Raw genomic sequence first — 26257 nt, forward strand, 5'->3', positions numbered from 1 at the left:
GAAAAAGTCATGGCGTCCACGGCGCGAGTGTTTGCGAAGACGCCTGATGCGATGCCGGCGCGGCAGTCGTGTCAGCGGCCTCGACGAGCCGTTCGCCGAGCGCTGCGAGGTCGCGTTCCGCGTGGCTCTGCCGCAGAAACACCGGCAGGTCGGCGAGCGCCCGCGCGAAGCGTGCGTCGCGGCACAACGGGCCCGCGCCGAGCGCGCGTGTCGCGTGCTCGATCACGGCGCTCGCGGCCTGCTCGACGGCCAGACGCGCGCGCAACACGCGCGTCGCTGCATCGGCCGACGGCTGCGCGTCGATCCACGCGGCGGTTTCGCGCAGCAGCGCGGCGGCCGACTGCAAGGCGACATCGGTCGCACCGAGATGAGCGAGCCGATGCGCGTCCGCGTGCCGGGCGCACGCGTCGCGCAGCGTGCGCGCGATTTGCGCGGCCGCGCCGTACCAGCACGCGGCGATACCGGCGCCGCCATGCCAGAAGCCCGCGCGGCGCAGATACGCATGCGGCGCGCCGACGAGCGTCGCCACGGTGTCTTTGAACGTGACATCCGCGCTCGCGGTCGCCTGCATGCCGACGGCCTGCCACTTCGATGTATCGATCGAGATCGAGCTCTGATCCAGCGCGAGCGCCGCGAGCACGGGCTCGTCGTCGCGCCATGCGCTCACGAGCGCATGGGTGAGCGCCTGCGCGCCGGAGCACCAGGCTTTGGTGCCGGACAGGCGCACCTGCGCGCCCTCGCCGGCAACGGTCCGGATTCCTTCGTCGATGGCGCGCACCCGCGCGTGCGGCGCCTCGGCGGCCCACACGCCCCAGCGGCTTGCCGCGGGCGGCAGCGGACCATTGAGCTCGGCGAGAATCGCAAGCGCATCGGTATGGCCTTCGAACAGTTTGACGAGGCCGAGGTCGCATGCGGCGACGGCGGCCAGCGCGCGCCAGCGCACCAGCGTCTCCCCATGCCCCGGCCATGGCAAGGTCGGCGCGCGATCGTAGCCGCGCTCGATCAGATCAGCGAGCAGTGCTCCGAGGGCAGCGGGATCGTTCGCATCGAAACGCGCGTCGCGCAGAAAATCGTCGAGCGAGATAGCAGGCTTGCCGGGCTGCGGCGCGCGGGCGCTCGCGCGTAGTGCGCGGCCACCGTGTTGATTTGAGACCTGCCGTGACTGGGCCTTGAAGCTGGCCGCGTGGTCGCGCGTGTCGAGCATCGTGCCTCCCTGCACCGGTTAGATCCACGGCCCGCCAGGCGGCGGCGGACTGGAACGTATGCAGAGTCGCAGCAAACACCGTGCCCCGGCTGGCGAGGCAGCCGCGCAGCGAAACAGCGGCTACGTCCCGCCGCTTCGGCTCAGACGTCCATCCGCCTTCACGAGCAACGCGTCGAGGACCGCCATCTCGACCGGCTTCACGAGGTGCGCATGGAAACCCGCGTGGCGAGTTCGATCGAGATCGCTCGCATGGCCGAAACCCGTCATCGCCGCGTACATCGTGCGCGACATCTCGGGCCGCGCGCGCATCGCCGCGAGCGTCGCATAGCCATCCATCTTCGGCATCGCGAGGTCGATCAGCGCGAGATGCGGCGAGAAGCGCGGAGCGATATGCAGGGCCTGCTCGCCCTCGTAGGCGATACGCACCTCGTGGCCCTTCAGTTCGAGCAGCATCGCGAGGCTGTCGGCCGAATCGCGATTGTCGTCGACGAGGAGAATGCGCAGCGGCTGCACGTGGGGCGCGGCATCGATCGTGCCGCTCTCCGCGGTGTCGGACTGCGCGGAAGCGAGCGGCAGACTCAGCGTGAACGTGCTGCCGAGTCCCAGTCCTTCGCTGCTCGCGACGATGCTGCCACCATGCATTTCGACGAGCGACTTGCACAGCGTCAGGCCGATCCCAAGGCCGCCCTCGCCGAAATTTTGCCCTTCCTTCTCCTGCGCGAACAGTTCGAAGATCTTGTCGAGCGAGCGCACCGGAATGCCGCAGCCGGGGTCGCGCACTTCGAGCACCGCCATACGGAAGTCCACACGTCCCTGCATCTCGATCGCGCTGCCGTTCGGCGAAAACTTCGACGCGTTGTGCAGGAGGTTTTGCAGGACCTGCACGAGCCTCGTCATGTCGCCGCGAATCATCACGGGAGCGTCGGGTACATGCGCGACCACGCGCTGCTCGCGCGAGTCGGTGAAGGGCCGCGCCGCTTCGATCGCGCGCGCGACGAGCTCGGCGAGATCGACGCGCGCAATACGCAGTTCGACCTTGTCGGACATGATGCGGCCGATATCGAGCAGATCGTCGACGAGTCGCGTCAGGTGGGTGACCTGGCGATCGATCAGATCGCGCGCGCGCGCGACCACCGGGCTCAGATCGGTTTCCATCTGCATCGTGCCGACCGCGTTGCGCACCGGCGCGAGCGGATTGCGCAGTTCGTGCGCGAGCGTCGCGAGAAATTCGCGCATGCGCTCCCCGGAGCGCTCCAGTTCCTCGCGCCGGCGCCGCTCGGTCAAATCGCGCGTGACCTTGGCGAAGCCGCGCAAGCGTCGCGATTCGTCATAGACGGCCGTGATGATCACGTTGGCCCAGAACGTCGAACCGTCCTTGCGCATGCGCCAGCCTTCGTCTTCGACGGCGCCGATCTGGCGCGCGATCGCCAGCTCGCGCGCGGGCTTGCCGGCCGCGGCCTCCTCGGGCACATAGAACTGCGAGAAGTGCCGGCCGACGATTTCGTCGTGCGTATAGCCCTTGATGCGCGCGGCGCCCGAATTCCAACTGACGACGAAGCCTTGCGGATCGAGCATGAAGATCGCGTAGTCCTTCACGCTATCGACGAGCAGACGGAAGCGCTCCTCGCTCTGGCGCAGCGCTTCGAGGTATTCGCGCTGCGCGGTCAGGTCGCGCGTGATCTTCGCGAAGCCCGTGACCGCGCCCTTCTCGTTGCGTATCGCGGTGATCACGACGTTCGCCCAGAACGTCGTGCCGTCCTTGCGCACGCGCCAGCCTTCATCTTCGAAACGGCCGGTCAGCGCCGCCTGTTCCAGCTCGTAGGTCGGCCAGCCGCGCGCGACGGCTTCCTCGGTATAGAAGCGCGAGAAATGCTGGCCGACGATCTCGCTTTCCGTGTAGCCCTTCAGCTTCTGCGCGCCGGCATTCCAGCTGACGATGTTGCCCTTCGCATCGAGCAGAAAGATCGCGTAGTCCGAAATCGCCTGCACGAGCGACAAATAATCGATGCCGACGGGCGCCGACGGCGCGGCCTCGGCCTGCACTCGAACGCGCTCGGCGTGGTCGTGGGAAGAAGAAGCTTCGAGCTGGGTCATGGCGGACACGTCATTGGAACTTTCGTTTTAAGCAAGCCTCGCGCCTGGCCGGCGGCGAAGCCGTCGCGCAAGCGCTTGCGCGGCCCACGGAGGGGCCGGGATGCGTCGCCAAGGGCGCGCGCGCGCCGGCTGACAAGGCGCCAAGCTTATAACGGCGAGCCTCGCGATAGCTAGCGGGTCATGACGGAAAACGTCGCCGCGCTGCGGTTTCGGCTTTCCGTTTTGCCCTTCGTTGGCAAAAACAGGCGTGTCAATTGAAAAAGGTATTCACGACGCGGCGGGCTGCGCGATCGGCCGCTGAGAATCGGCACACGTCGCCAATCGAAACTGCTGCTGCGCTGGCGCGCCCGTCAAGCCGCCGCGCCGATCTTTTCCGCGAGCTTCGCGTCGTAGCTCGAATGGACATGCACGCGTTTCCTGTCGGGATACGCGTACGCGTACGCCTTGCGCAGCGCGAGCGACGCCTCGTGAAAGCCCGACAGGATCAGCTTCTGCTTGTTCGGATAGTTCGCGATGTCGCCGGCGGCGAAGATGCCCGGCCGCGAGCTTTCGTAGTTCGAAGTATCAACGTCGACGCGCCCGCCATGAAGCGTCAGTCCCCACTGCGCGATCGGTCCGAGATCGGCGACGAGTCCATACAGCGCGATCAGATGTTCGGCTTCGAGCTGTGTCTCGCCGTTGACCTGCCGCAGCGTCAGCGAACGCAGCGTGCCGTCTTCCACATCGAGCGCCGCGATCCCGCCGACGACGAAGTCCATCTCGCCAGCGTCGACCGCGCGCCGCATCAGCTCGACGCTCGAATCGGCCGCGCTGAAGCCGGCGCGCCGATGCACGAGGGTCACGCGCCGCGCGACCTTGCGTAGTGCCAGCGCCCAGTCGAGCGCCGAATCGCCGCCGCCCGCGACGACCACGTTTTTGTCGGCGAAATCGGCGAGGCGCGGCACGCTGTAGTGCACGTAGCGCTTTTCCAGCGGCACGGCCTCGGGGAGCGGGAGCTTTTGCGGGACGAACGCGCCGTTACCGGCGGCGAGCAGGATCGCCGCGACGTCGAACACGAGGCCGCGCTGCGTGCGCACGGTCCAGCGTCCGTCGTCGCGCTGCTCGACCGTGTCGACGCGCTGTTCCAGATGAATCGGCACATCGAACGGCTTGCACTGCGCGACCAGTCGCTCGACCAGTTCGCGCGCGGTGCACGACGCAATCGCGGGGATATCGTAGATCGGCTTGTCGGGATACAGCTCGATGCATTGGCCGCCGACCCGTCCGAGTATGTCGACGATCTGACAGGTGAGGCCGATCACGCCGGCCTCGAATGCCGCGAACAGAGCCACGGGACCGGCGCCGACGATCAGGACATCGGTGCGGATCGGCGAGGTGGGCACAGCGGACGGGTCGGCGGCAACGGTCATGGGGCAGGTCTCCGGATCACGGTGAAAGGCGCAATGGAAGCGTCGATGACCCACCATACCGAATCGGCCCGCACGCGGCAACGATGCCATCGTCGACGGTAAGGGTGCTGGGCGTGCCCGCTCAACGCCCGAAAGTGGCTACCTGAAAATACCTGGAATCGGCCATTCTTATGATCCAAACGACGGACTAAGCTAACACCTGTCCGATGCATCGCATCGTCAAACCCGCCCAGGAGCCCATCATGGAACAACGTCTCGACTTCTACAAAGCCAATCCCGCCGCGATCAAATCGCTGCTCGGCGTCGAAGAGCGCATCGGCAAATCGTCGCTCGAAAAATCGCTGACCGAACTGGTGCGGTTGCGCGCGTCGCAGATCAACGGCTGCGCGTATTGCGTCGATATGCATACGGCGGACGCGCGCAAGGGCGGCGAAACCGAGCGGCGTCTCGCGACCGTCGTCGTGTGGCGCGAAACGCCGTTCTTCACGGACCGCGAACGCGCGGCGCTCGAGTGGACCGAAGCGCTCACGCTGGTGTCCCACGATCATGTGCCCGACGCGGTATGGCAGGCAGTGCGGCCGCGTTTCAGCGACGAGGAACTGGTCGACCTGACGCTGCTCGTCTCGGCGATCAATGCATGGAACCGCTTCGCGATCTCGTTCCGGAAGATGCCGGCCTGAGCGGCGGCATAACGGCAGCATGAGGCGACGCACTGCCCGCCTCACTCCCCGATCCACGACCCACGCAGATCGCTGTCATGCAGCAACTGCAGCAGCGTGCCCGCCGGGCGACTCAAGCGCTTCGCCGCCAGCGCGATGAATTCCACCGACGGCAGCGTCGGCAGTCCGGCCGCATTCAACGGCGGCGCGAGGCCGCGCGCGGCCAGATACTGCGGCCGCACGGTGATGCCGAGTCCGCCGCGCGCGGCCGCGATACAGCCGGAATGACTGCTGCTCGTGCAGACGATCTGCCAGCTCGCGCCGGCTTCGGCGAGCGCATCGAGCACGACCGCGCGCGTCACGCTCGGCTCGGCGACCAGAATCAGCGGCAGCGGCCGACTCAGATCGACGAGCGTGCCGGTCCGCGCGAGCCATTCGAGGCGCCCGGTGAAGAGCGGCACGCCGCGCCGGTCACCGAGCCGGCGCTTGCCGACCAGCAGATCGATCGCGCCCGCGTCGAGCAACTCGTAGAGCCTGCCCGTCATGCCGATCGTGATTTCCAGTTCGACGTCGGGATGCGCGTTGCGAAACGCCGCGAGCACGGTGGGGAGCGGGCCGAGCGCGATGTCGTCCGACGAGCCGAGCCGCACGCGCCCCCTCAGACGCGGCGCGCGAAACTGCGATTCCGCGCGCGACAGCGCCTGCAGGATCACGCTCGCATGCGCGAGCATCGCTTCGCCGTCGGGTGTCATCGCGAGCGAATGGGTGTCGCGCACGAACAGGCGCCGGCCCACGCTCTGTTCGAGGCGCCGGATATGTTCGCTGACGCTCGACTGCGTCAGGTCGAGCCGCCGCCCCGCTTCGGTGAAGCTATGGCAAGCCGCGACGGTCGAGAAGGTCTTGAGCCAGATTGGATTGAGCATGCGTGATTGTCGCGCTGCTTATCGGCAATGTCGATAACAGTCAGCGGGCTTAGTGGGGTTCCCGATTGACGAGGATGTCAATAAGATGACGGAATTCCGCCTGGCCCCGCTCTGGCGGCGCTTTGCCGCCGCCGCGCCCACTGTCGAAAACATGACCAAGGATTCCTCTCAAACCGCCCTACTATGGATCGTCGCCGCCGGCTTCTTCATGCAGTCGCTCGACACGACGATCGTCAACACCGCGCTGCCGTCGATCGCGAACAGCCTGCGCGTCGCGCCGCTCGCGATGCAACCGGTCGTCGTCGCCTACACGCTGACGATGGCGATGCTGACGCCCGCCTCCGGCTGGCTTGCCGACCGCTTCGGCACCCGCCGCGTCTATTTCGCCGCCATTCTCGTGTTCGTGCTCGGCTCGATCTGCTGCTCGAGCGCGCACACGCTCGGCCAACTCGTGATGGCGCGCGTGCTGCAAGGCCTCGGCGGCTCGATGCTGCTGCCGATCGGACGCCTCGCGGTGCTGCGCAGCGTGTCGGGCGAGCAATACGTGTCGGCGCTCGCGTTCATATCGATCGCGGGGCAGCTCGGCCCGATCGCCGGGCCAACGCTCGGCGGCTGGTTCGTGCAGGCGATCACGTGGCACTGGATCTTTCTGATCAACGTGCCGATCGGCGCGCTCGGTCTGTACGCGGTGCACCGCTTTCTGCCCTCGCATGACGAGGCGCAGGCGCCGCCGTTCGATGTGATCGGCTGCGCCCTGCTGTCGTCGTGCATGATCGCGTTTTCGCTCGCGATCGACGCGCCGGTCCCTTCGCATCGCGCGGCGTGGTCGGCGGGGCTGTTCGCGTTGGCCGTCGCCAGCGCGCTCGCCTACATTCCGTACGCCAGAAACCGCCGCGATCCGCTGTTCAAGCTGTCGCTGTTCGGCGAGCCGAACTTCAGCGTCGGCCTGATCGGCAACCTCGTATGCCGGGTCGGTTCGAGCGCGGTGCCGTTCCTCGTGCCGCTGCTGCTGCAATTGCAGCTCGGCTACTCGCCGCTGCACTCGGGTCTGATGATGCTGCCCGCGGCACTCGCCGGCACGCTCGCGAAACGCTGGATCGCGCCGCTCGTGCGCCGCTACGGCTACGACACCTTCCTGCTCGTCAACACGGTCATCGTCGGCTCGGCGATCGTCGCGTTCTCGCTGATTTCGCTCGGCACGCCGCTCGTGATCGAAATCGCGATCCTCGCGGTGTTCGGCGCGGCCAACTCGATGCAGTTCGCGGCGATGAACAGTGTCACGCTGAAGGACCTGTCGCACGAAGACGCCGGCATGGGCAATAGCCTGTTCTCGATGGTGCAGATGCTTGCGATCGGGCTTGGCGTGTCGATCGGCGGCGGGCTCGTCAATCTGTTCGCGGCGCAATGGTCGGCGGCGCTCGGCTTCCGGCTCGCATTCGTGTGCGTCGGCGCGATCACGCTCGTGTCCGCGTGGATCTTCCGCCACCTCGACGACCCGTCGGGCACGCGCGTGATTCGCGGCCAGGCTGCGCCGAGCGCGGCGCGTTGAGACCCGACGCGTTTCATCGCGTGCCGGCGCATGCATTCGAAAGGTCTTGGCGTTAGCATGTCGGGCATCCATGGCTACCAGGCAGGGAGCCCCGATGCCATTTGATGAGCGCGTGCTGAACGGCATGGGCGTCCTGACTGCGATCGTCGATTGCGGCAGTTTCGCGGCCGCCGGTGAAGCGCTCGACATGTCGCAATCGGGCGTAAGCCGCTCGGTCGCCCGGCTCGAAGCACGCCTCGGCATTCGTCTGTTCGACCGCACCACGCGCTCGGTCACGCTGACCGACGAAGGCCGGCGTTTCTACGAGCAGATCGTGCCGCTGCTCGGCGGACTCGAGGAAGCCGCCGCCTCCGCCGCGCACGGCGCAACCGCGGTGCGGGGCCGTCTGCGCGTCAACATGGACCCGTTCTTTTCGCGGCTCGTGCTCGGGCCGCGCCTCGGCGGCTTCATCGACAAACATCCGGACCTGCAGCTCGAACTCGTCACGCGCGACCAGTTGGGCGACATGGTCGGGGACGGCTTCGATGTCGCGATCCGCTTCGGCGACCCGCCGGTGTCGACGCTCGTCGCCCGCAAGCTGCTCGATACGCGCATCCTGACCGTCGCGGCGCCGTCGTATCTGAAGAAGCATGGCAAGCCGGCGAATCCGGGCGAGCTCGAAGACGGCCGGCATATCTGCATCAAGTTTCGCGATCCGCTCACCGGTTATCCGTTCAGCTGGGAATTCCATCGCGGCCGCAAGCAGCTCGCGCTGACGCCGCAGGGGCGGCTGACCGTCAACGACGTCGGCACGCTGCATAGCGTATGCATCGCGGGCCAGGGCATCGCGCAGATTCTCGCGCTCGGCGCGGAGTCGCTGCTTACGAGCGGCAAGCTGATCGAGCTCTTTCCGGATTGGGGCGACGAGGTGTACCCGCTGTATGCGCTGTATCCGTCGCGGCACCATCCGCCGGCCAAGGTGCGCGTGTTTCTCGACTTCATCATGTCGCTGACGGGCGGCAGGCCGCGCCACGCGGTTGCCTGAGCGCGGAACGTCTGTTTGCTCCCGCCCGGGTCCGCCTCTTGCTGCCGGAGGTTTGTCTTCCCTCCAGGAGAGCAGCGATGAGCAAAACGACGGAAAAATCCCAAGGCGAAGCAAAAAGCGCGGCCGACAACGAATCGAAAAGCGAGGCCAGCGCCCAGACCGAGAATTCCGCGCATCCGCACCGCGCCGTGCATAGCGACAACGCGAAGAGCAAGATGCCCGCGCGCCACGACGAAGGTCACAAGCAGTCTCCGGCGGACCGTCCGGGCAAAAAGCCCGGCGAGGGCGAACCGTCAGTCGGTTGAAAAAATAGAACCCTATATCAGAGCGGCCCTGGCTGCGTCGCGCACCCGGGCCGCATCACTTTTCCCTTCCAGCACCTTTCTGTAAGCAAACATTTCTTCCTCATTTTTACCGAATATTTTTTGACGCCTTGGACTATTTTGCTGCTTGCAGCAAGGTGTGCGCCCTGCGAACCGGCTGCCGCTTTCCGCCGGTTTTTGCCGCTTCCGATCGATAAAAGGCGTCATCATGTCCAACGCGTCAAGTTCTCCCCTCGCCCGTGCGGCGCTCGCCCATGTGTCCATCTGCGTGCCCACCTGCAATCGTCCCGACCTGCTGATCGAATGCATCGACTCGTGCCTCGCGCAAAGCTATCCGCATGTCGAAATCGTGATTGGCGACGATTCGACGGACGCGCGCTCGCGGCAACTGATCTTGCAGCGTTACCGCGACGAGCCGCGCGTGCGCTACGAGAAGCACGAGCCGCCGCTTGGCCAGGCGCGCAATGTGTCGAGCCTGTTCGAGCGGGCGCGCGGCGACAAGATCCTGCTGATCCACGACGACGATCTGCTGACGAGCGACGCCGTCGACAAACTCGTGTCGTTATGGCAGCGCTATCCGCGGCTCGATGCGGCATTCGGTGCGCAATACGAAGCGGATCACGATGGCGCGATCGATCTCGCCGCGAGCGCGCGCCTGAACGAGGCGTTCCGGCGCACTCAGGCCCGCGAGGGTCTCCAGCCGCTCGCGGGCCGCACCGGCCTGATCCAGATGTTTCCGAACAACGGCTGGATGGCCGACGCGCGGCTCGTCAAGCGGGTCGGCTACGACGCGCGGTATGGCGTCTGCTGCGACTACGTGTTCGGCACCGAGCTATGCCTGGCCGCGCGCGAGGTGTTTTATCTGCACGACTATGTGTCGGTGTATCGGAAGACCGCGACGTCGGTCTCGCACAGCACGCGCGGCACGAGCATGGCCGCAACGTTGAGCGCCTATGCGTTCGTGAAGTCGCTGCGTCTGCCGGCGCCGCTCGAACCGTCGCGGCGGCAGGCGCTGCGGCGGCTCGTACCGATCGTGGTGTCGATTCACGCGAGAAACGGCGAGGCGCGCGCGGGCTGGCGCATCGCGCGCGCGCATCTGTTCGCCTACAACTACGGCTTTAGCGCGCGGCTTTACTACCATCTGCTGATGCTGGCGCGCGCGGCCTGGCGTGGCCGTCTGCCGATGCCGCGCGCCGCGGCCGATGCTGTCGCCGGCGTAGCGGCGACGCCGTCGATGGCGACGGTCGCGGCGGTTGGCGCGGCCACGGTGAATGAGGCCGCGAGGGTCGATGAGTTCGTCGACGATGGAACAGGCCGAGAGCTTGCGCGACCTGCTGCATGCGTGGGGGAGACGGATCGTCGTCAGTTGAGCGAGGCGCGCTGCTCCTCGCTTGCGGATTGACGCGCAAACGTCGATGCCATGAAAAACGGCGGCCCGGTTGCCCTGGGCCGCCGCCTGAACGCTGCCACCGCGGCACGACGTTTCGCCGTGCCCGACTAGCGGTTCACGGCTCGTGCCGCAGATACCCTTCCGACGAGGGATCGCGCATGCGCAGCGACACGATACCCGCGAGTGCACACAGCGCCGTCACGTACCAGAAGAACATCGTCTCGACACCGGCGGACTTCAGCCACAGCGCGACATACTCCGCCGAGCCGCCGAAGATCGCATTGGCGAGCGCATACGACAGCCCTACGCCAAGCGCACGCACTTGCGGTGGAAACATTTCCGCCTTGATCAGGCCGCTGATCGACGTATAGAAGCTGACGATCGCGAGCGCCACCACGACCAACGCGAAGGCCGCATACGGGCTCGTCACGTCTTTCAGCGCATGCAGCAGCGGCACCGTGCCGAGCGTCGCGAACAGGCCGAAACACAGCATCGAGCGGCGCCGCCCGATGCGGTCCGACAATGCGCCGAACGCCGGCTGCATCAGCATGTAGACGAACAACGCGGCGGTCATCACCGAGCTCGCGGTCTTCGCGTGCATGCCGGCCGTGTTGACCAGGTACTTTTGCATGTAGGTGGTGAACGTATAGAAGATCAGCGAGCCGCCGGCCGTGAAGCCGAGCACCGTCATGAACGCGCTCTTGTGCTCCCACAGCCCGCGCAGCGTGCCCGCTTCCTTGCGCTGGCGCATCGCCGCGGTGGTGGTTTCATCAAGGGATTTACGCAGATAGAGCGCGATCAACGCGGCGAAGGCGCCAATCACGAACGGCACACGCCAGCCCCACGCCTTCAGCTCTTCGGTCGTCAGCGTCTGTTGCAGGGTCACGAGCACGAGCAGCGCGCACAGTTGGCCGCCGATCAGCGTGACATACTGGAACGACGCGAAAAAGCCACGCCGGCCCTTCAACGCGACTTCGCTCATATAGGTCGCGCTGGTGCCGTATTCGCCGCCCACCGACAGCCCCTGCAACAGCCGCGCGAGCAGCAGCAACGCCGGCGCGAGCGCGCCGATCTGCGCGTAGGTGGGCAACATCGCGATCACCAGCGAGCCGCCGCACATCATGAATACCGACACCATCATCGCGGTGCGGCGACCACGTTTGTCGGCGAGCCGCCCGAAGAACCAGCCGCCAATCGGCCGCATCAGGAAGCCCGCGGCGAACACGCCGGCCGTGTTCAGCAACTGCGTGGTCGTGTTGCCGCTCGGGAAGAACGACGGCGCGAAGTAAAGCGCCGTGAACGAATACACATAGAAGTCGAACCACTCGACGAGATTGCCCGATGAAGCGCCGACGATTGCAAAAATGCGGCGCCGTGTGTCGTGCGCCGAGGCCACGACGTATTGTTCGGTTTGGTCGTTCATGCTGGTGTCTTTCCTTATTTAAACGAGGAGGACGGTCGTGGCGCCGCCTTGATGTCGCGCGCCCAGCCTGAGCGGCCGTCGCGGGTGCGCGAATTTTACATAAATGAAAGCACGGGAAGGTTTTTTGTCAGCGTGGCCTGATGAAAGCCCCGGCTCGGCCGGATTTGCGCACCAGAAGAACGAAGCCCCTGCCAGTTGGGAACTGGCAGGGGCTTGACGGGCGACACGGACCGCTCAGGCGGGAGTCAGGCGGCGCTCATATTCTTACGGACGGCGGCATATACCGGCAGTCGTAGCGTTTTCTGACGGTACCGTTTTCGTCGACGCTCTCGAGGTACACGTCGAACTGCCACAAGCGCGCCATGTGCTTGAGCACCTCTTCGCTATCCGACGACAGGTGCCGGTTATCGCTCATGAAATGCCGCAACGTCAGGCTGCGATCGCCGCGTGTATTGACGGCCCACACCTGAATGTTCGGCTCGCGGTGATGCATGTCGTACTGCCGCGACAACGCCTGGCGCACGTACTGGTAGCCGCTATCGTCGTGAATCGCCGACACTTCGAGCGCGTCTCGCATGTCGTCGTCGAGCACCGAGAACAGGCGCATTTCGCGGATCAGATGCGGCGACAGATACTGCGCGATGAAGCTCTCGTCCTTGAAGTTGCGCATCGCGTAGTGCATCGCGGGCAGCCACGGACTGCCGGCCAGATTCGGAAACCACTTGCGGTCTTCGTCGGTAGGCGCTTCGCAGATGCGCCGGATATCGCTCATCATCGAAAAGCCCAGCGCATACGGATTGATGCCGCTGTAATACGGCTTCGTGACCGGCGGCTGATAGACGACGTTGCTGTGTGAATGGAGAAACTCCATCATGAAGCCGTCTTCGAGCTTGCCCTGGTTGTACATCGTATTGAGCAGCGTGTAGTGCCAGAACGTCGCCCAGCCTTCGTTCATCACCTGGGTCTGCCGCTGCGGATAGAAGTACTGACCGATCTTGCGCACGATCCGGATCACCTCGCGCTCCCACGCTTCGAGCAGCGGCGCGTTTTTCTCCGCGAAATACAGCAGGTTTTCCTGCGGCTCGGGCGGATAGCGCCCCTCGACCTCTTCGGGCAGCGGCGTATGGCGCGTGGGCAACGTGCGCCACAACTCGTTGACCTGCGACTGCAGATACGCCTCACGTTCGCGACGCGCGGCGAACTCCTTCTGGAGCGACAGCTTCTGCGGCCGCTTGTAGCGGTCCACGCCGTAATTCATCAGCGCGTGGCACGAGTCGAGCAATTCCTCGACGCGATCGAGCCCATAGCGCTCCTCGCATTCCGCGATGTAATTCTTTGCGTAGACGAGGTAGTCGATGATCGCGTGCGCGTCCGTCCATAAGCCGAACAGATAGTTGCCCTTGAAGAACGAGTTGTGACCGTAGGCCGCATGCGCGATGACGAGCGCCTGCATCGTCATCGTGTTCTCTTCCATCAGATAGGCGATGCAGGGGTTCGAATTGATGACGATCTCGTACGCGAGCCCCATCTGGCCGCGGCGATAGCTTTTTTCGGTAGCAAGGAAATGTTTGCCGAACGACCAGTGACGGTAGTTCACCGGCATGCCGACGGACGCATAGGCATCCATCATCTGTTCGGCGCTGATGAGTTCGAGCTGGATCGGATATACGTCGAGCTCGTATTGCTCCGCAACACGGGCAATATGCGAGTCGTACTCTTCGATCAAGTCGAAGGTCCAGTCGGACGGGCACGGCAGAGGCCGTCTATCGGCTACGTTCATACGGACTTCCCTTTGCCCTCGTTGGGCGTTCCGGTGTGTCCCGTGCTGCAGCATCGCGGACTGCTCCGGCGTGAGCGGCTCCCGTGCTGGCCGCTCCTGCCTCGGCATGCCCCGACTGTCGCTGCGGCACGCCTTTGTTGCGCTGCGGCGCGGTCATACGGCGGGTCGCCCCTTGTCGTACGAATCGCCGCGCGCTTCGTCGTTCAGGCGCTTCGTGCGCCACCAGCATCCCATCAAGAAGTCGCCGCCTGCTTCTCGAACAGCTCGCGAAACACCGGATAAATATCGGCCGCGGTTTCGACCTTCTTCATCGCCATGTGCGGTTGCGACAGCGCCAGTTGCGCGTATTCGAGCCACAGATTCTGCTCTTCGGGCGTCACCTGAATATACGCAAAATACCGCACCTTCTCCAGGATGTCATCCGAGAGTATTTTGCGGCACTTCGGCGAGTCGTCGGTCCAGTTGTCGCCGTCGGACGCCTGGGCGCCGTAAATGTTCCATTCAGTCGGCGAGTAGCGCTCGTCCATCACCTTGCGCATCAGCTCGAGCGCGCTCGACACCACGGTGCCGCCGCTTTCGGTCGAGTGGAAAAACGTGTCTTCGTCGACTTCCTCGGCGCGCGTGTGGTGGCGGATGAACACGACTTCGATGCGCTCGTAGTTACGCTTCAGGAACAGGTACAGCAGGATGAAGAAGCGCTTCGCGAGATCCTTGCGCTGCTCGTCCATCGAACCGGACACGTCCATCAGGCAAAACATCACCGCCTGGCTCGACGGCGTAGGCTGCTTCACGCGATTCACGTAGCGCAGATCGAACGGATCGATGAACGGAATCCGCCAGATGCGTCCTTTCAGATGGTGGATGTCGTCTTCGAGTAGCTTGATCTCGTCGCGGCGATCGGCGGGATCGGCCTTCAACTCTTCCAGTTGCCGCTCCATTTCGTGCAGCTGGTTGACGAGCGGCGCGCCGAGCGCGATGCGCCGGCCGAGCGCGCTGCGCAACGAGCGCACCACGTCGATATTGTTTGGCGTGCCCTCCGCGGCCCAGCCCGCGCGGACGCTTTTCCACGTCGGCACGGCCATCAGATGGGTCTTGACGAGACGCGGCAGTTCGAGGTCGTCGAAGAAATACTGCATGAACTCTTCGCGGCTCAGCTCGAACACGAAGTCGTCCTGACCCTCGCCCTCGTTGCTGGCCTGACTGCCTCCGCCACCGCCACCGCCGCCTTGCGGGCGCTTGATCTTGTCGCCGCGGATGTAGTCCGAGTTGCCGGGATGCACCATCTCGCGCCGGCCGCCCGGTCCATGACGGAACGACGGCTCCGCGATGTCCTTGCGCGGAATGGTGATGCTCTGGGTGTTCTGGATGTCCTTGATGCTGCGATCACGCACCGCCTCCGAAACGGCACGACGAATATAGTTTTTGACGCGGCGCAAAAAGCGCTCACGGTTCGCAATACTCTTGTTCTTGCCTGCCAACCTGCGGTCGATGATTTGATGAAGCACGCCCGGTCTCCCGTCCATGCAACCGCGATTCCCTGCGGCCGCACTAATATTTCGGGTGCGCGAGACGCCCGCCGCGCAGTGCAACGCTATGCGGCTTGCGCCTCGCCGGTTGCCCGTACGGTCGAACCGTACGGGCGGCACACCATGAGTATCATGCGCGCATCATGACGACTTGCGCACGCGCAGATACCAGTCGCACAGCAAGCGCACCTGCTTCGGCGTATAGCCCTTCGCCACCATGCGATTGACGAAGTCTTCATGCTTGCGCTGCTCTTCGGCCGAGCCTTTCGCGTTGAACGAGATCACCGGCAACAGCTCTTCCGTGTTCGAGAACATCTTCTTTTCGATCACGACGCGCAGCTTCTCGTAGCTGATCCACGCGGGGTTCTTGCCCGCATTCGCAGCCCGCGCACGCAGCACGAAATTCACGATCTCGTTGCGGAAGTCCTTCGGATTGCTGATGCCCGCGGGCTTCTCGATCTTCTCCAGCTCGGCGTTCAACGCGGCACGGTCGAAGCTCTCGCCGGTGTCGTGGTCGCGGAACTCCTGATCCTGGATCCAGAAGTCCGCATACGTGACATAGCGGTCGAAGATGTTCTGACCGTACTCGGAGTACGACTCCAGGTAAGCGGTCTGAATCTCCTTGCCGATGAACTCCGCATAGCGCGACGCGAGCACGTCCTTGATGAAGGACAGATACTTCTGCTCGGTTTCCGGCGGGAACTGCTCGCGTTCGATCTGCTGTTCGAGCACGTACATCAGATGCACCGGATTGGCCGCGACCTCGGTCGAGTCGAAGTTGAACACGCGCGACAGAATCTTGAACGCGAAGCGGGTCGACACGCCGGTCATGCCTTCGTCGACGCCCGCGAAGTCGCGATACTCCTGATACGACTTCGCCTTCGGGTCCGTGTCCTTCAGATTCTCGCCGTCGTAGACCTGCATCTTCGAGAACAGGCTCGAGTTCTCCGGCTCGTGCAAACGCGTGAGCACGGACAACTGCCCCATCATCTTCAGCGTGCCCGGCGCGCAGACCGCGCTGGCGAGCGACGAGTTGCGCAGCAGCTTCTCGTAAATCTTGACCTCTTCGCTATAGCGCAGGCAGTACGGCACCTTGACGACGAAGATCCGGTCGAGCAGTGCCTCGTTGTTACGGTTGTTGCGGAATGCCTTCCATTCCGATTCGTTCGAGTGAGCGAGGATGATGCCGTCGAACGGAATCGCGCCGAAGCCTTCCGTGCCCTTGAAGTTGCCTTCCTGGGTCGCCGTGAGCAGCGGGTGCAACACCTTGATCGGCGCCTTGAACATTTCGACGAACTCGAGCAGGCCCTGATTGGCGAGGCACAGGCCGCCCGAGTAGCTGTACGCGTCGGCATCGTCCTGCGCGTACTGTTCGAGCTTGCGGATGTCGACCTTGCCGACCAGCGACGAAATGTCCTGATTGTTCTCGTCGCCCGGTTCGGTCTTCGAGATAGCGATCTGGCGAAGGATCGACGGATAGCGGCGCACCACGCGGAACTTGCGGATGTCGCCGTTGTATTCGTGCAGGCGCTTGACCGCCCACGGACTCAGAATGCCTCGCAGGTAGCGACGAGGAATGCCATATTGCTCTTCGAGGATCGGACCGTCTTCCTCGTAGTCGAACAGACCGAGCGGCGATTCGTTGACGGGCGAGCCCTTGATCGCATAGAACGGCACGCGTTCCATCAATTGCTTCAGACGTTCCGCGATCGACGACTTGCCGCCGCCGACCGGTCCTAACAGATACAGGATCTGCTTCTTTTCTTCGAGCCCCTGGGCCGAATGCCGGAAGTAGGCGACCACCTGCTCGATCACCTCTTCCATTCCGTAGAATTCACGGAATGCGGGGTATACCTTGATGACCTTGTTCGCGAAGATACGCGATAAACGCGGATCGTTGCGAGTGTCGATCTGTTCCGGTTCTCCGATTGCCGTCAACATGCGTTCGCCCGCAGTGGCGTACGCGGCGGGATTGTCTTTGCAGAGCGCGAGATACTCCTCGAGCGAGAGTTCGTCCTCCCGTGTTTTCTCGAAGCGGGTCGCGAAACTGCTGTAGATATCCATGCTACCTCCTCGCCGAAGTCTGGGGCGATGTCGTGCGCGGCGCGCTATTCGGAAACGACATCGCTCGAATTCATCCTAAACCCTTTTAAATTTTTTTTCACGGACTACGTTGCGAAAATCGCGCCGTAACCGCCACCCTACAATCCTCACCTGGAAACAGAGATTCAACCACCTACAATTTTTTTTGCTCACGCAGCAACCAGTCACCTCATCTGCTGCACCGCTGTATCGCTACTTTCTTCAGCACCGCATCGCTCTATTCAGTGCTCCTGCAGGACTTCGCCCTACCGCTGCATCGCGTCAAGTCACCGCGTTGCTATTGCACATCCCGTACCCGCACCGTCGATCCTCCACCAAAATGCGGCTGTCTGCGCACGCACACTTCGTCACCAAAAGCATGCACGTGATGAGCTCGCGGCGCTCTCATAGGTGTGGAAGCGGCAAGTTGCAACAAATGCATTCGAACAGGTTGACGATTCAAAGACTGCCACCGTTTCAAATTCGCCAAAATAAAAACGGCTGCACGCGGGCAGCCGTTTGGAATCAAGCGTTGTAATTTGCGGTTACAAGCGCCGCAGCATCGATCAGGTCAGTTCAATTTCCACTTCACCCAATCCGTCGATATGACCACGCACGATGCCGGGTTCGTCGATCTTGTGCGCGCCGACGTATGAACCGGTGGTCAAGGTCCAGTTGCGCTCGATTGTGATGCCCATCGCCGCGCAATGGTTGACGAACCACACGAGCAGCTCGCGCGGATCGCCTGCCGGATTGCCGGTCACTTCTGGTATCAGCGAGCGGCCGTTGAAACTCAGCTCCAGTTCCGGCGACACGAAGTCGAAGCCGCGCGCGAGGCTCGCATAGACGGCCGGATGGCCGGTGATCAGCGCGCCGTTGTTCTGCGCGTCGGCCAACTGCGCGAGCGGCGCGACGTTCGGCCATTCGGCGAAGCGGCTGTCGACGATCTCGATGGCCGGCAGCACGGCGCCGACCTTCGACAGTACCTCGTCGCGCGCATACGCCTGAGCGCGCGGCTCGATCGTCACGTCGAAGCGGAACGCGATCTCGAGCTCCACCAGCACGCGAAAGAAGCCGTCATGCGCGAGCCTCGCTGGCGACGGCATCACCAGCGAGGCCGGAATCGGTGCGCCCGACGCGGCGCCGCCCGGCGACTTCGCGCCGATCTTCCACGCGCCGGTCGACTCGCCGAGGCCCACGATCACCGCCTGCTGGATCGCGTAGGCGGTCGCCGCGTCGGGCGGCAGGCTGTCGGGTGCGGGCGCGTCGATCGGCCGGCGCTGCCGGCGCGCCTCGACGAGGCGTTGCGCAAGATCGTATCGCGTCATGTCGGTTCTTTGTGGCTGGCGCATGGCAGGGTTCGCAGGTCGTAGCAAATATGTGGGAACCACCTGTTGGAGGTGCGGGCAGCCGCGCGCCGCGCAAACGGATCGGGGCCGTGCCCGTCAATGTACCGGATCGCGACACGCGCCGGTGAAAGGCGGCGGCGCGCAAACGTTAATTCTTGCCGGAGTTGAAAAAAACCGCGCATGGGGTGTCCAGGCGCGGCTTTTCGCGAAGCGATCGTCGCGGGTGCGACGCGGATGCCGGACAGCTAGCGAACGGGAACGGCGCGCCTCGACTCACCTGACGCACGACAGCGCCGCTGCCCGTGTACACCTGAATCCGAGCCAGCTCAGAAGGTCTCCCAATCCCGATCGCTGCCGGCCGTCGCCGCGGACCTGGCCGGCGCGCGCGTCGGCGTGGGCGTGGAGGCGGCCGCGGCCGGGATCGATGCCTTCGCCGGCAACGCCGCCTGCGCGGTAGCCGGCGTGAGCTTGCGTGCGCGTGTAGCGACCGGGCTCGCGGACACCGGGCGCTTCGGCGCCGCAAGCGCCGACGCCGCTTCGTGACCGCCCCGGCCGCTGTCGTCGACCTGGAACACCGCGACCGCGCTGCGCAGCCGCGCCGCCTGCTCCTCGAGCGACGACGCGGCGGCGGCCGCTTCCTCGACGAGCGCCGCATTCTGCTGCGTGACCTCGTCCATCTGCGTGACCGCGCGCGCGACCTGGTCGATGCCGCCGCTCTGCTCCTCCGACGCCGCCGCGATCTCGCCCATGATGTCGGACACGCGCTGCACCGCGCCGATGATTTCGCTCATCGTGCGGCCGGCCTCGTCGACGAGCGCCGAGCCCGACTGCACGCGCTCGACCGACGTATCGATCAGCTCCTTGATCTCCTTGGCCGCCGCCGACGAACGCTGCGCGAGGCTGCGCACTTCGCCCGCGACGACCGCGAAGCCGCGCCCCTCCTCGCCGGCGCGCGCCGCCTCGACGGCTGCATTCAACGCGAGGATGTTGGTCTGGAAGGCAATGCCTTCGATGATCGAGATGATGTCGGCGATCTTCGCCGAGCTCTGGTTGATGTCGCCCATCGTGCCGACCACCTGGCCGACCACCGCGCTACCCTTGTTGGCGATCTCGGACGCGTTGGCCGCGAGCGCGCTCGCCTGGCGCGCGTTGTCGGCATTCTGCCGCACCGTGCCGGTCAGTTGCTCCATGCTCGAGGCGGTTTCCTGCAGCGCCGACGCCTGCTCCTCGGTCCGCGACGACAGGTCGATGTTGCCCGCCGCGATCTGGCGCGTCGCGGTCGCGATCGACTCGCTACCGCCGCGCACGCTGCGCACCGTTTCGGTGAGGCTGCGCTGCATTCTGGCGATTCCTTCGAGCAGTTGCCCCATTTCGTCGCGCGATGTCGCGATCACCGGATGACGCAGATCGCCGGCCGCAATCGCATCGAAGTGGCCGAGCGCTTCGTCGAGCGGACGCGCGATCGAGCGGCTCAGCGTCAGATACGACAGCACCGCCGCCAGCACGCCGACCACCAGCGCGCCGATGCTGACCACGCGGAAGGTCTGGAAACTGCTCTGCGCGGAGTCGAAGCCCTGCCTGGCCGAATCGAACTGGTATTTGCGCAGCGCGTCGTCGGCGCCGACGAGGTCGTTGAAGACGACCTGCAGATTCTTCGCGTGCTCGACCAGGTTGCCCTGATCGTTCGCCGTGATCGCCGCCGCGAACGTTTCGAGTTGCTGATGCAGCGCGTTGCGCTTCGCGGCGACGTCCTGCGCAAGCCGGTCTTCGTCCGCGTCGCGTGGCAGATCGAGATATTTTTTCCACCACATGTCGGACGTGCCCCCGAGCATGCGCCCGCGCTCGATGGTGGTGGCCGCTTCCGGCGTGCCGACCAGGAACGCGGCGCGGTCGAGCGCGAGTCGTTCGCGCGCCGCGTAGATTTCCGCGTTGCCGATGTTCACCGCGCCCGGCATCGCGTTGGTGAACGTGTCCTCATACGCGTCGTTCGAACGGCTCATGCCGAACAGACCGAAAACGCCGATCGCAACCAGCAACGCGGCGAGGAACGCCATCGTGAGGCCAATTCGCGCCTTGATCGTGATGCCTTTATTCAACATGCTTGATCCTGTGTGCTGTACTCAATGAGAGGCTGCTGCCCACGCAGCGTGGGAGCGGCGTGTGTTGGGTCCGGCGCTTTTTTGAAAGAGCGCTCTAATTTCCGTTTACGGCAGCGCACTCATAGACTTGAAGCATTTAAAAGGTATGAACAAAGACGTTGTAAGACGTTGAAAGCAAGTTGACTGCAAATGAGTGTGTTCGCGGCGCGCAGGGAAACGCGGCGATATTCGTCAAAGCACGATTTTTGACGTTGTGTTGGCGGGAATGGGTGGAGATGCGAGCCGTTCGGAGTCGCCCGAAGCGGTGGCAGGACAGTTCGATCAGGCAGCGTGCGCGGTGCCAATGCCGCCGCGGCATCAGTCCGATGCGTCGAGCTCGGAGCGCGTCGGAATCGATGGCTGTGCGCCCGCGCGCGTCACCGATAGCGCGGCGGCGCGCTGCGCGAAGCGGATCGCCGCATCGACGCTCGCGCCCTGCGCGAGCTGCGCCGCGAAGCCGCCGATGAAGGTGTCGCCGGCCGCGGTCGTGTCGACCGCCTCGACGCGCGGCGCGTCGTACAGCGTCGCGGCCGCGCCTTCGAGCGACGCATGCACGCCGCGCGCACCGAGCGTGACCAGCACGTTGCGCGCGCCGGCCGCACGCAATGCGGCGGCGGCCCGTGCGGCGTCCGCGGGCGAGTCGACGGGGAGACCGCTCAGCGCGGCGGCTTCGAGTTCGTTCGGAATCAGGTAGTCGATCAGCCGCAGCCAGTCGGCCGGCAACGGGCCGGTGGCGGGCGCCGGATTCAGGATCACGGTCTTGCCGAGCCGCCGCGCCGCCGCCAGCGCCGCGCGCACCGATTCGGGCGGGGTTTCGAGCTGACAGATCACGACGGCGGCGGCGGCGAGCGTCGCTTCGTGTCGCGCGATGGTGGCCGGCGTGAGCTCGCCGTTGCTGCCCGCGACGATCACGATCGTGTTCTGGCTCGCATCGTCGACGACGATCAGCGCAACACCGCTCGGCTCCCTGCCGGTTTCGAGCGCGGCGCAGTCGATGCGCTCCGCTTCGAGGCCCGCGCGCAGCTGCGCGCCATTCGCATCGGCACCGACGCAGCCGAGCATCGACACCTGCGCGCCGAGCCGCGCGGCCGCGACCGCCTGGTTGCCGCCCTTGCCGCCCGCGACCTGCGCGAAGCCGCGGCCGGCCAGCGTCTCGCCCGGTTGGGGCAGGCGTGGCGAACGCACCACGAGGTCCATGTTCAGACTACCGACCACCGTGACGCGTGCGCGCGTTGGGTTGCTTGCCACTCGAGTGTCCTCCGTTGCGCGACGGGTCGCGTCGCGATTGCGCGCGCGTCCTTCGAGCACCCCTCATGCGTCCTTGATCCGGCGCATCAGGCCGCCAGATCCCGCCGTTCCTCGCCCGCCCATGTCGCGGTGGACTCCCGCACGATCAGCCGCGGCGACACCACGCGGCGGCGCGCAGGCGCTCGCGCGGTGCTGTTCGACGACGCCTCGGCGATCCGGTCGATCAGCGTCTGCGCGGCCGTGTCGCCAAGCGCGCGCACCGACTGTCCGACCGTCGACAGCGACGGGAACGTGAAGCGGCCCAGCTCGATATCGTCGAAACCGATGATCGAGCAATCGCGCGGCACGCTGATATTGCGCTCCGCCGCCGCGCGCAACGCGCCGATGCCCATCATGTCGTTGCCCGCGAAAATCGCCGACGGCCTGACCGTATCGAACAGCTGCGCGGCCGCGCGATGTCCGCCCGTCCCCGAAAAATCGCTTTCGACGATCGCATCGGCCGGAATCTCGATGCCACGCTCGGCCATCGCGCGAATGAAGCCGTGCACCCGCATCGCGCTGACCGCGGTCTGCACCGGCCCCGTGATGCAACCGATCCGCACATGCCCGAGCTCGAGCAGATGCCGGGTGGCCAGATACGCGCCCTTCTCGTGATCGATCTGCACGAGGTCCGCGCTGACTCCCTCGATGTTGCGGTCCACCACCACGAGCGGCTCGCGCGCGTCGGCGAGCGCCTGCGCGAGCACGGCGTCGTCGCCGGCCGACGCGACGATCAATCCGTCGATGCGTTTTTCCTGCAGCACGCGCAGATAGTTGCGCTGCTTCGCGGGGTCATCGTCGGAGTTGCAGAAGAACACGCAGTAGCCATTGCGCGCGCAGCCATCCTCGATACCGCGCGCGAGCTCCGCGAAATACGGGTTCGTGCTGTTCGGCACCACCAGTCCGATCGTCGCGGTCGTGCGCGCCTTCAGCGAGCGCGCGACCGCCGACGGCACATAGTGCAGTTGACGGATCGCGTGCTCGACTTTCGCGCGCGCATCGGCCGACACCGGCCGCGAGTTGTTCACGACGTGCGATACCGTCGTGAACGACACGCCCGCCACCGCCGCTACATCCTTGATCGTCGTCATAACCTGTTGCTCTCCTGTCGAACGGAGTTAGCGCTTTAGCGCTTACTCCGGTCCCATGCAGTTTCATCGCGGTCGAACGGAGTTGGCGCTTTAGCGCTTACTCCGATCCCATGCACTCAATCATCGTTGCGCCGCGGCTCCCACCTCAGGCGCGTTTGCGACGGCTGCGGTACGTATCGAGCACCACCGCCACCACGATCACCGCGCCGGTGATCATGCGCTTGGTCGGCTCGTTCGCGCCGATCTGCGCGAGGCCCGCCGCCAGCACCGAAATGATCAGCACGCCAAAGAACGTGCTGATAACCGAACCACGCCCGCCCATCAGACTCGTGCCGCCGATCACGACCGCCGCGATCACCTGCAGCTCCACGCCGACACCCGCATTCGGATCGGCCGCCTCGAGCCGCGAGATCTGGAACAGCGCCGCGAGTCCGGACAGCGCGCCCATCAGCGCGAACACGATCACCTTGTACGGCCGCGGATTGACGCCCGCGAGCCGTACCGCTTCCTCGTTGGTGCCGATCCCGATCAGATAGCGCCCGAACACCGTGCGCGTCAGCACCAGTTGCGCGATCACCATCACCGCGACCGCCATCAGAAAGGCCGGCGAGATGCCAAGCGCGATCGGGTTCGACAGAAAATCGAACGCATCGCCGATATACGCGGTGCGCGAATTGGTCATCTGATACGCCATGCCGCGCGCCGCCTCGAGCACGCCGAGCGACACGATGAACGACGGAATTCGCCAGCCCACCGTCACCGCGCCGGTCACGGTGCCGGTCAGCGCCGCGACCGCGACCCCGAGCAGCGCGCCGGCAGCTGGCCCCCAGCCCCACTTCAGCGTCACCACGCTGACCACCGACGCCCCGAGCGCGAGCACCGAGCCCACCGACAGATCGATCCCCGCGATGATCAGCACGAAGGTCATGCCGACCGACATCACGACGAGATCCGGAATCTGGTTCGCGATCGTGCTGAACGTGTCGTAGGTCAGAAAGTGCGAACTCAGCAGCGAGAACAGCACGATCATCGCGAGCAGCGCGCCGGCGAGGCCCAGGTAGTTCGAAAAGCCGAGCCGCGTGCCGGCCGGCTTGCCGCTCGCGAGCGGCGCCGACGGGTTGGCGGGCGGCGTCACGGCGGGCGCGTCCGGCGCACCGCCTTGCTTGCCGTCCTGCTGGCCGTCCAACTTGCCGTCCTGTTTGACACCCGCTGCCTCGCGCCACGATTGATCGGTCATCACAGACTCCCTGCTTCGTTGACGCCGTGCGTGTGCAGCAGCGCGTCACGGCCGCGGTAGCCGGCGAACGCAGCCGCGAGCAGCGCATCCTGGCTCCAGCTCGCGCGCTCGAACACGCCTGTCATGCTGCCCGCCGACATCACGCCGATCCGGTCGCAGATCAGCATCAGTTCGCGCAGATCGCTCGACACCACGACGAGCGCGCGGCCGTCGCGAGCGAGCGCGCCCATCAGGCCGTAAATATCGAACTTCGCGCCGACGTCGATGCCGCGCGTCGGTTCGTCGAACAACAGCACGCTGCAGTCGCGCGCGAGCCAGCGGCCGATCACGACCTTCTGCTGGTTGCCGCCCGACAGCTCGCCGACAACCTGCGCGGGCCCCGAGCTGCGAATCCGCATCGCGGCGATCTGCTTGTGCGCCAGCGCGTTCTCGCGCTTCGCGTCGACGAGGCCGTGCCGCGCGACGCTGCCGAGATTGCCGAGCGACAGGTTGGCCGCGATCGGTTGCGGCAGCAGCAGGCCTTCGCCCTTGCGGTCTTCGGTGATCAGCGCGATACCCGCGCGTACCGCGTCCGCCGGCGAGTCGATTCGCACCGGCGTAGGCGGCGCGCCCGGCGTCGCGGCGAGCGACACGCTGCCGCCGTCCTTGCGGTCGGCGCCGTAGATGAGCCGCATCAGCTCCGTGCGGCCCGCGCCGATCAGTCCGCTCACACCGAAAATCTCGCCCGCGCGCACCTCGAACGACACGTCGCGCACGAGCTTGCCGCGCGCGAGCCGCTCCACTTTCAGGAGCGGCGCGCCGATGTTGCGCTCGCCGAGATCGATATGCTCGCCGAGCTCGCGGCCGACCATCCACGTGACGATCTGCTCGCTCGTCAGGTTCGCCATCGCGTCGACATGCACGAGGCGGCCGTCGCGCAGCACCGCGACCCGTTCGGCGACCCGCGCCAGCTCCTCGAGCCGGTGCGAGATATAGACGAGCGCGACGCCGCGAGCCTTGAGCCGCCCGATCTGCTCGAACAGCAGATCGACCTCGCGCGCGGTCAGCATCGCGGTCGGCTCGTCGAGGATCAGCACGCGGCAGTCGTCGATCAGGTTGCGGGCGATCTCGACCATCTGCTGATGACCGATGCCCAGTTCGCCGACCAGCGTGTCGGGATCGATCGCGTCGAGCCCGACCTGCGCCATCGCCTCGCGCGCGTTCTCGCGCAGCTTGCCGCGATCGATCCAGCCGAAGCTGAACGCGCCCGCACGCGGCAGCCGGTTCAGGAACAGGTTCTCGGCGACCGACAGCGTAGGCAGCAGATTCAACTCCTGCATGACCATGCGCACGCCGAGCGCCTCGGCCTCGGTGCGGCTCGCGGGCGCGTACGGCGCGTCGGCAAGGCGCATCTTGCCCGCGCTCGCTTCGACCAGCCCGCCGATGATCTTCGACAGCGTGCTCTTGCCCGCGCCGTTCTCGCCGGTCAACGCCAATACCTCGCCCGCTCGCAGCGACAGCGATACGTCGGCGAGCACGGGTTCGGCATACGTCTTGCCGATGCCGCTGACGCTCAGTACGACAGGCAAGGCGTCGTGGTCGGTCGAATCCATCGCGCTCCTGGTTACATGGCGCTTCTGGCGCCTTCGTGGCGCCCCACTACGCGGAATGCACAACTGCTCATGGCCGCGCTCCCTCTCACCACGCGAGCCGCCGTCATGACGCTTATCTCTGGGATTAACGGCGGTGCGGCGGGATTCTTGAGCGTTCGTTGAATAAAAGCGGATCGC

The 26257-nt window shown here is 65.3% G+C and carries 20 protein-coding genes; 5 read left to right on the forward strand and 15 right to left on the reverse strand.

All coding sequences use genetic code 11. The features are described from left to right. Window positions 1-7 precede the first annotated feature (7 nt). The 3 genes from OKW27_RS20565 to OKW27_RS20575 form a co-directional block, all read right to left on the reverse strand. A complete protein-coding gene (locus OKW27_RS20565) occupies window positions 8-1204 on the reverse strand; it encodes an acyl-CoA dehydrogenase (RefSeq protein WP_429334707.1) in 1197 nt (398 codons plus the stop codon). Window positions 1205-1324: 120 nt separating this feature from the next. After that, complete coding sequence (locus tag OKW27_RS20570) at window positions 1325-3298, reverse strand: hybrid sensor histidine kinase/response regulator (protein ID WP_429334708.1); 1974 nt, start codon at window positions 3296-3298, stop codon at window positions 1325-1327. Between the two features lie 350 nt (window positions 3299-3648). Continuing rightward, window positions 3649-4707 (reverse strand): NAD(P)/FAD-dependent oxidoreductase, encoded by a 1059-nt coding sequence (locus tag OKW27_RS20575; protein ID WP_429334709.1) that lies wholly within the window; start codon window positions 4705-4707, stop codon window positions 3649-3651. A 242-nt stretch (window positions 4708-4949) separates the two neighbouring features. Here OKW27_RS20575 and OKW27_RS20580 point away from each other — a divergent pair, with 242 nt between their 5' ends. Continuing rightward, on the forward strand, window positions 4950-5387 hold the full coding sequence (locus OKW27_RS20580) for a carboxymuconolactone decarboxylase family protein (protein WP_090805270.1): 438 nt from the start codon (window positions 4950-4952) through the stop codon (window positions 5385-5387). A gap of 41 nt (window positions 5388-5428) precedes the next feature. On the opposite strand, the gene OKW27_RS20585 is transcribed toward OKW27_RS20580, so the two are convergent. Then, a complete protein-coding gene (locus tag OKW27_RS20585; protein WP_429334710.1) occupies window positions 5429-6289 on the reverse strand; it encodes a LysR family transcriptional regulator in 861 nt (286 codons plus the stop codon). Between the two features lie 151 nt (window positions 6290-6440). Here OKW27_RS20585 and OKW27_RS20590 point away from each other — a divergent pair, with 151 nt between their 5' ends. The 3 genes from OKW27_RS20590 (at window position 6441) to OKW27_RS20600 (ending at window position 9167) form a co-directional block, all read left to right on the forward strand. Further along, a complete protein-coding gene (locus OKW27_RS20590) occupies window positions 6441-7838 on the forward strand; it encodes a DHA2 family efflux MFS transporter permease subunit (protein WP_222944762.1) in 1398 nt (465 codons plus the stop codon). A 94-nt stretch (window positions 7839-7932) separates the two neighbouring features. Next, window positions 7933-8862: a LysR family transcriptional regulator gene (locus tag OKW27_RS20595; protein WP_090805275.1), complete on the forward strand. Its 930-nt coding sequence runs from the start codon at window positions 7933-7935 to the stop codon at window positions 8860-8862. A gap of 77 nt (window positions 8863-8939) precedes the next feature. Beyond that, window positions 8940-9167 (forward strand): hypothetical protein, encoded by a 228-nt coding sequence (locus OKW27_RS20600; protein ID WP_429334711.1) that lies wholly within the window; start codon window positions 8940-8942, stop codon window positions 9165-9167. Window positions 9168-9179: 12 nt separating this feature from the next. Here OKW27_RS20600 and OKW27_RS20605 read toward each other — a convergent pair whose 3' ends face one another. Continuing rightward, on the reverse strand, window positions 9180-9395 hold the full coding sequence (locus OKW27_RS20605; RefSeq protein WP_429334712.1) for a hypothetical protein: 216 nt from the start codon (window positions 9393-9395) through the stop codon (window positions 9180-9182). Here OKW27_RS20605 and OKW27_RS20610 point away from each other — a divergent pair. Beyond that, window positions 9394-10587 carry a glycosyltransferase family 2 protein gene (locus tag OKW27_RS20610; protein ID WP_429334713.1) on the forward strand — a complete coding sequence of 398 codons (1194 nt, stop codon included), beginning with the start codon at window positions 9394-9396 and terminating at the stop codon, window positions 10585-10587. The two genes, OKW27_RS20605 and OKW27_RS20610, sit on opposite strands and share 2 nt — an antisense overlap. Before the next feature lie 103 nt (window positions 10588-10690). On the opposite strand, the gene OKW27_RS20615 is transcribed toward OKW27_RS20610, so the two are convergent. From OKW27_RS20615 to OKW27_RS20660, 10 genes are all read right to left on the reverse strand, one after another. Beyond that, window positions 10691-11998 carry an MFS family transporter gene (locus tag OKW27_RS20615; protein ID WP_090805279.1) on the reverse strand — a complete coding sequence of 436 codons (1308 nt, stop codon included), beginning with the start codon at window positions 11996-11998 and terminating at the stop codon, window positions 10691-10693. A gap of 256 nt (window positions 11999-12254) precedes the next feature. Further along, entirely contained in the window at window positions 12255-13778 is a 1524-nt protein-coding gene (locus OKW27_RS20620) for a SpoVR family protein (protein ID WP_090805281.1), read from the reverse strand. A 233-nt stretch (window positions 13779-14011) separates the two neighbouring features. Beyond that, window positions 14012-15283: a YeaH/YhbH family protein gene (locus OKW27_RS20625; RefSeq protein ID WP_090805817.1), complete on the reverse strand. Its 1272-nt coding sequence runs from the start codon at window positions 15281-15283 to the stop codon at window positions 14012-14014. A gap of 162 nt (window positions 15284-15445) precedes the next feature. After that, the gene (locus OKW27_RS20630) at window positions 15446-17368 is read right to left on the reverse strand and encodes a PrkA family serine protein kinase (RefSeq protein ID WP_090805283.1); all 1923 of its coding nucleotides are present in this window, start codon (window positions 17366-17368) and stop codon (window positions 15446-15448) included. 584 nt (window positions 17369-17952) lie between these two features. Beyond that, window positions 17953-18714 carry a 2-keto-4-pentenoate hydratase gene (locus tag OKW27_RS20635; protein ID WP_090805819.1) on the reverse strand — a complete coding sequence of 254 codons (762 nt, stop codon included), beginning with the start codon at window positions 18712-18714 and terminating at the stop codon, window positions 17953-17955. Window positions 18715-19061: 347 nt separating this feature from the next. Beyond that, on the reverse strand, window positions 19062-20834 hold the full coding sequence (locus tag OKW27_RS20640; RefSeq protein ID WP_429334714.1) for a methyl-accepting chemotaxis protein: 1773 nt from the start codon (window positions 20832-20834) through the stop codon (window positions 19062-19064). A gap of 357 nt (window positions 20835-21191) precedes the next feature. Continuing rightward, window positions 21192-22121 carry a ribokinase gene (gene rbsK / locus OKW27_RS20645; protein WP_429334715.1) on the reverse strand — a complete coding sequence of 310 codons (930 nt, stop codon included), beginning with the start codon at window positions 22119-22121 and terminating at the stop codon, window positions 21192-21194. Between the two features lie 86 nt (window positions 22122-22207). After that, window positions 22208-23251, reverse strand: coding sequence for a LacI family DNA-binding transcriptional regulator (locus OKW27_RS20650; RefSeq protein ID WP_429334716.1), 1044 nt, complete (start codon window positions 23249-23251; stop codon window positions 22208-22210). Window positions 23252-23396: 145 nt separating this feature from the next. Then, window positions 23397-24488 carry an ABC transporter permease gene (locus OKW27_RS20655; protein WP_429334717.1) on the reverse strand — a complete coding sequence of 364 codons (1092 nt, stop codon included), beginning with the start codon at window positions 24486-24488 and terminating at the stop codon, window positions 23397-23399. Next, window positions 24488-26080 carry a sugar ABC transporter ATP-binding protein gene (locus OKW27_RS20660; protein WP_429334718.1) on the reverse strand — a complete coding sequence of 531 codons (1593 nt, stop codon included), beginning with the start codon at window positions 26078-26080 and terminating at the stop codon, window positions 24488-24490. The genes OKW27_RS20655 and OKW27_RS20660 overlap by 1 nt, the downstream gene beginning before the upstream one ends. Window positions 26081-26257: the final 177 nt, after the last annotated feature.

This window comes from Paraburkholderia sp. 35.1 (assembly GCF_050436525.1).
GTDB classification, from domain to species: Bacteria; Pseudomonadota; Gammaproteobacteria; order Burkholderiales; family Burkholderiaceae; genus Paraburkholderia; species Paraburkholderia tuberum.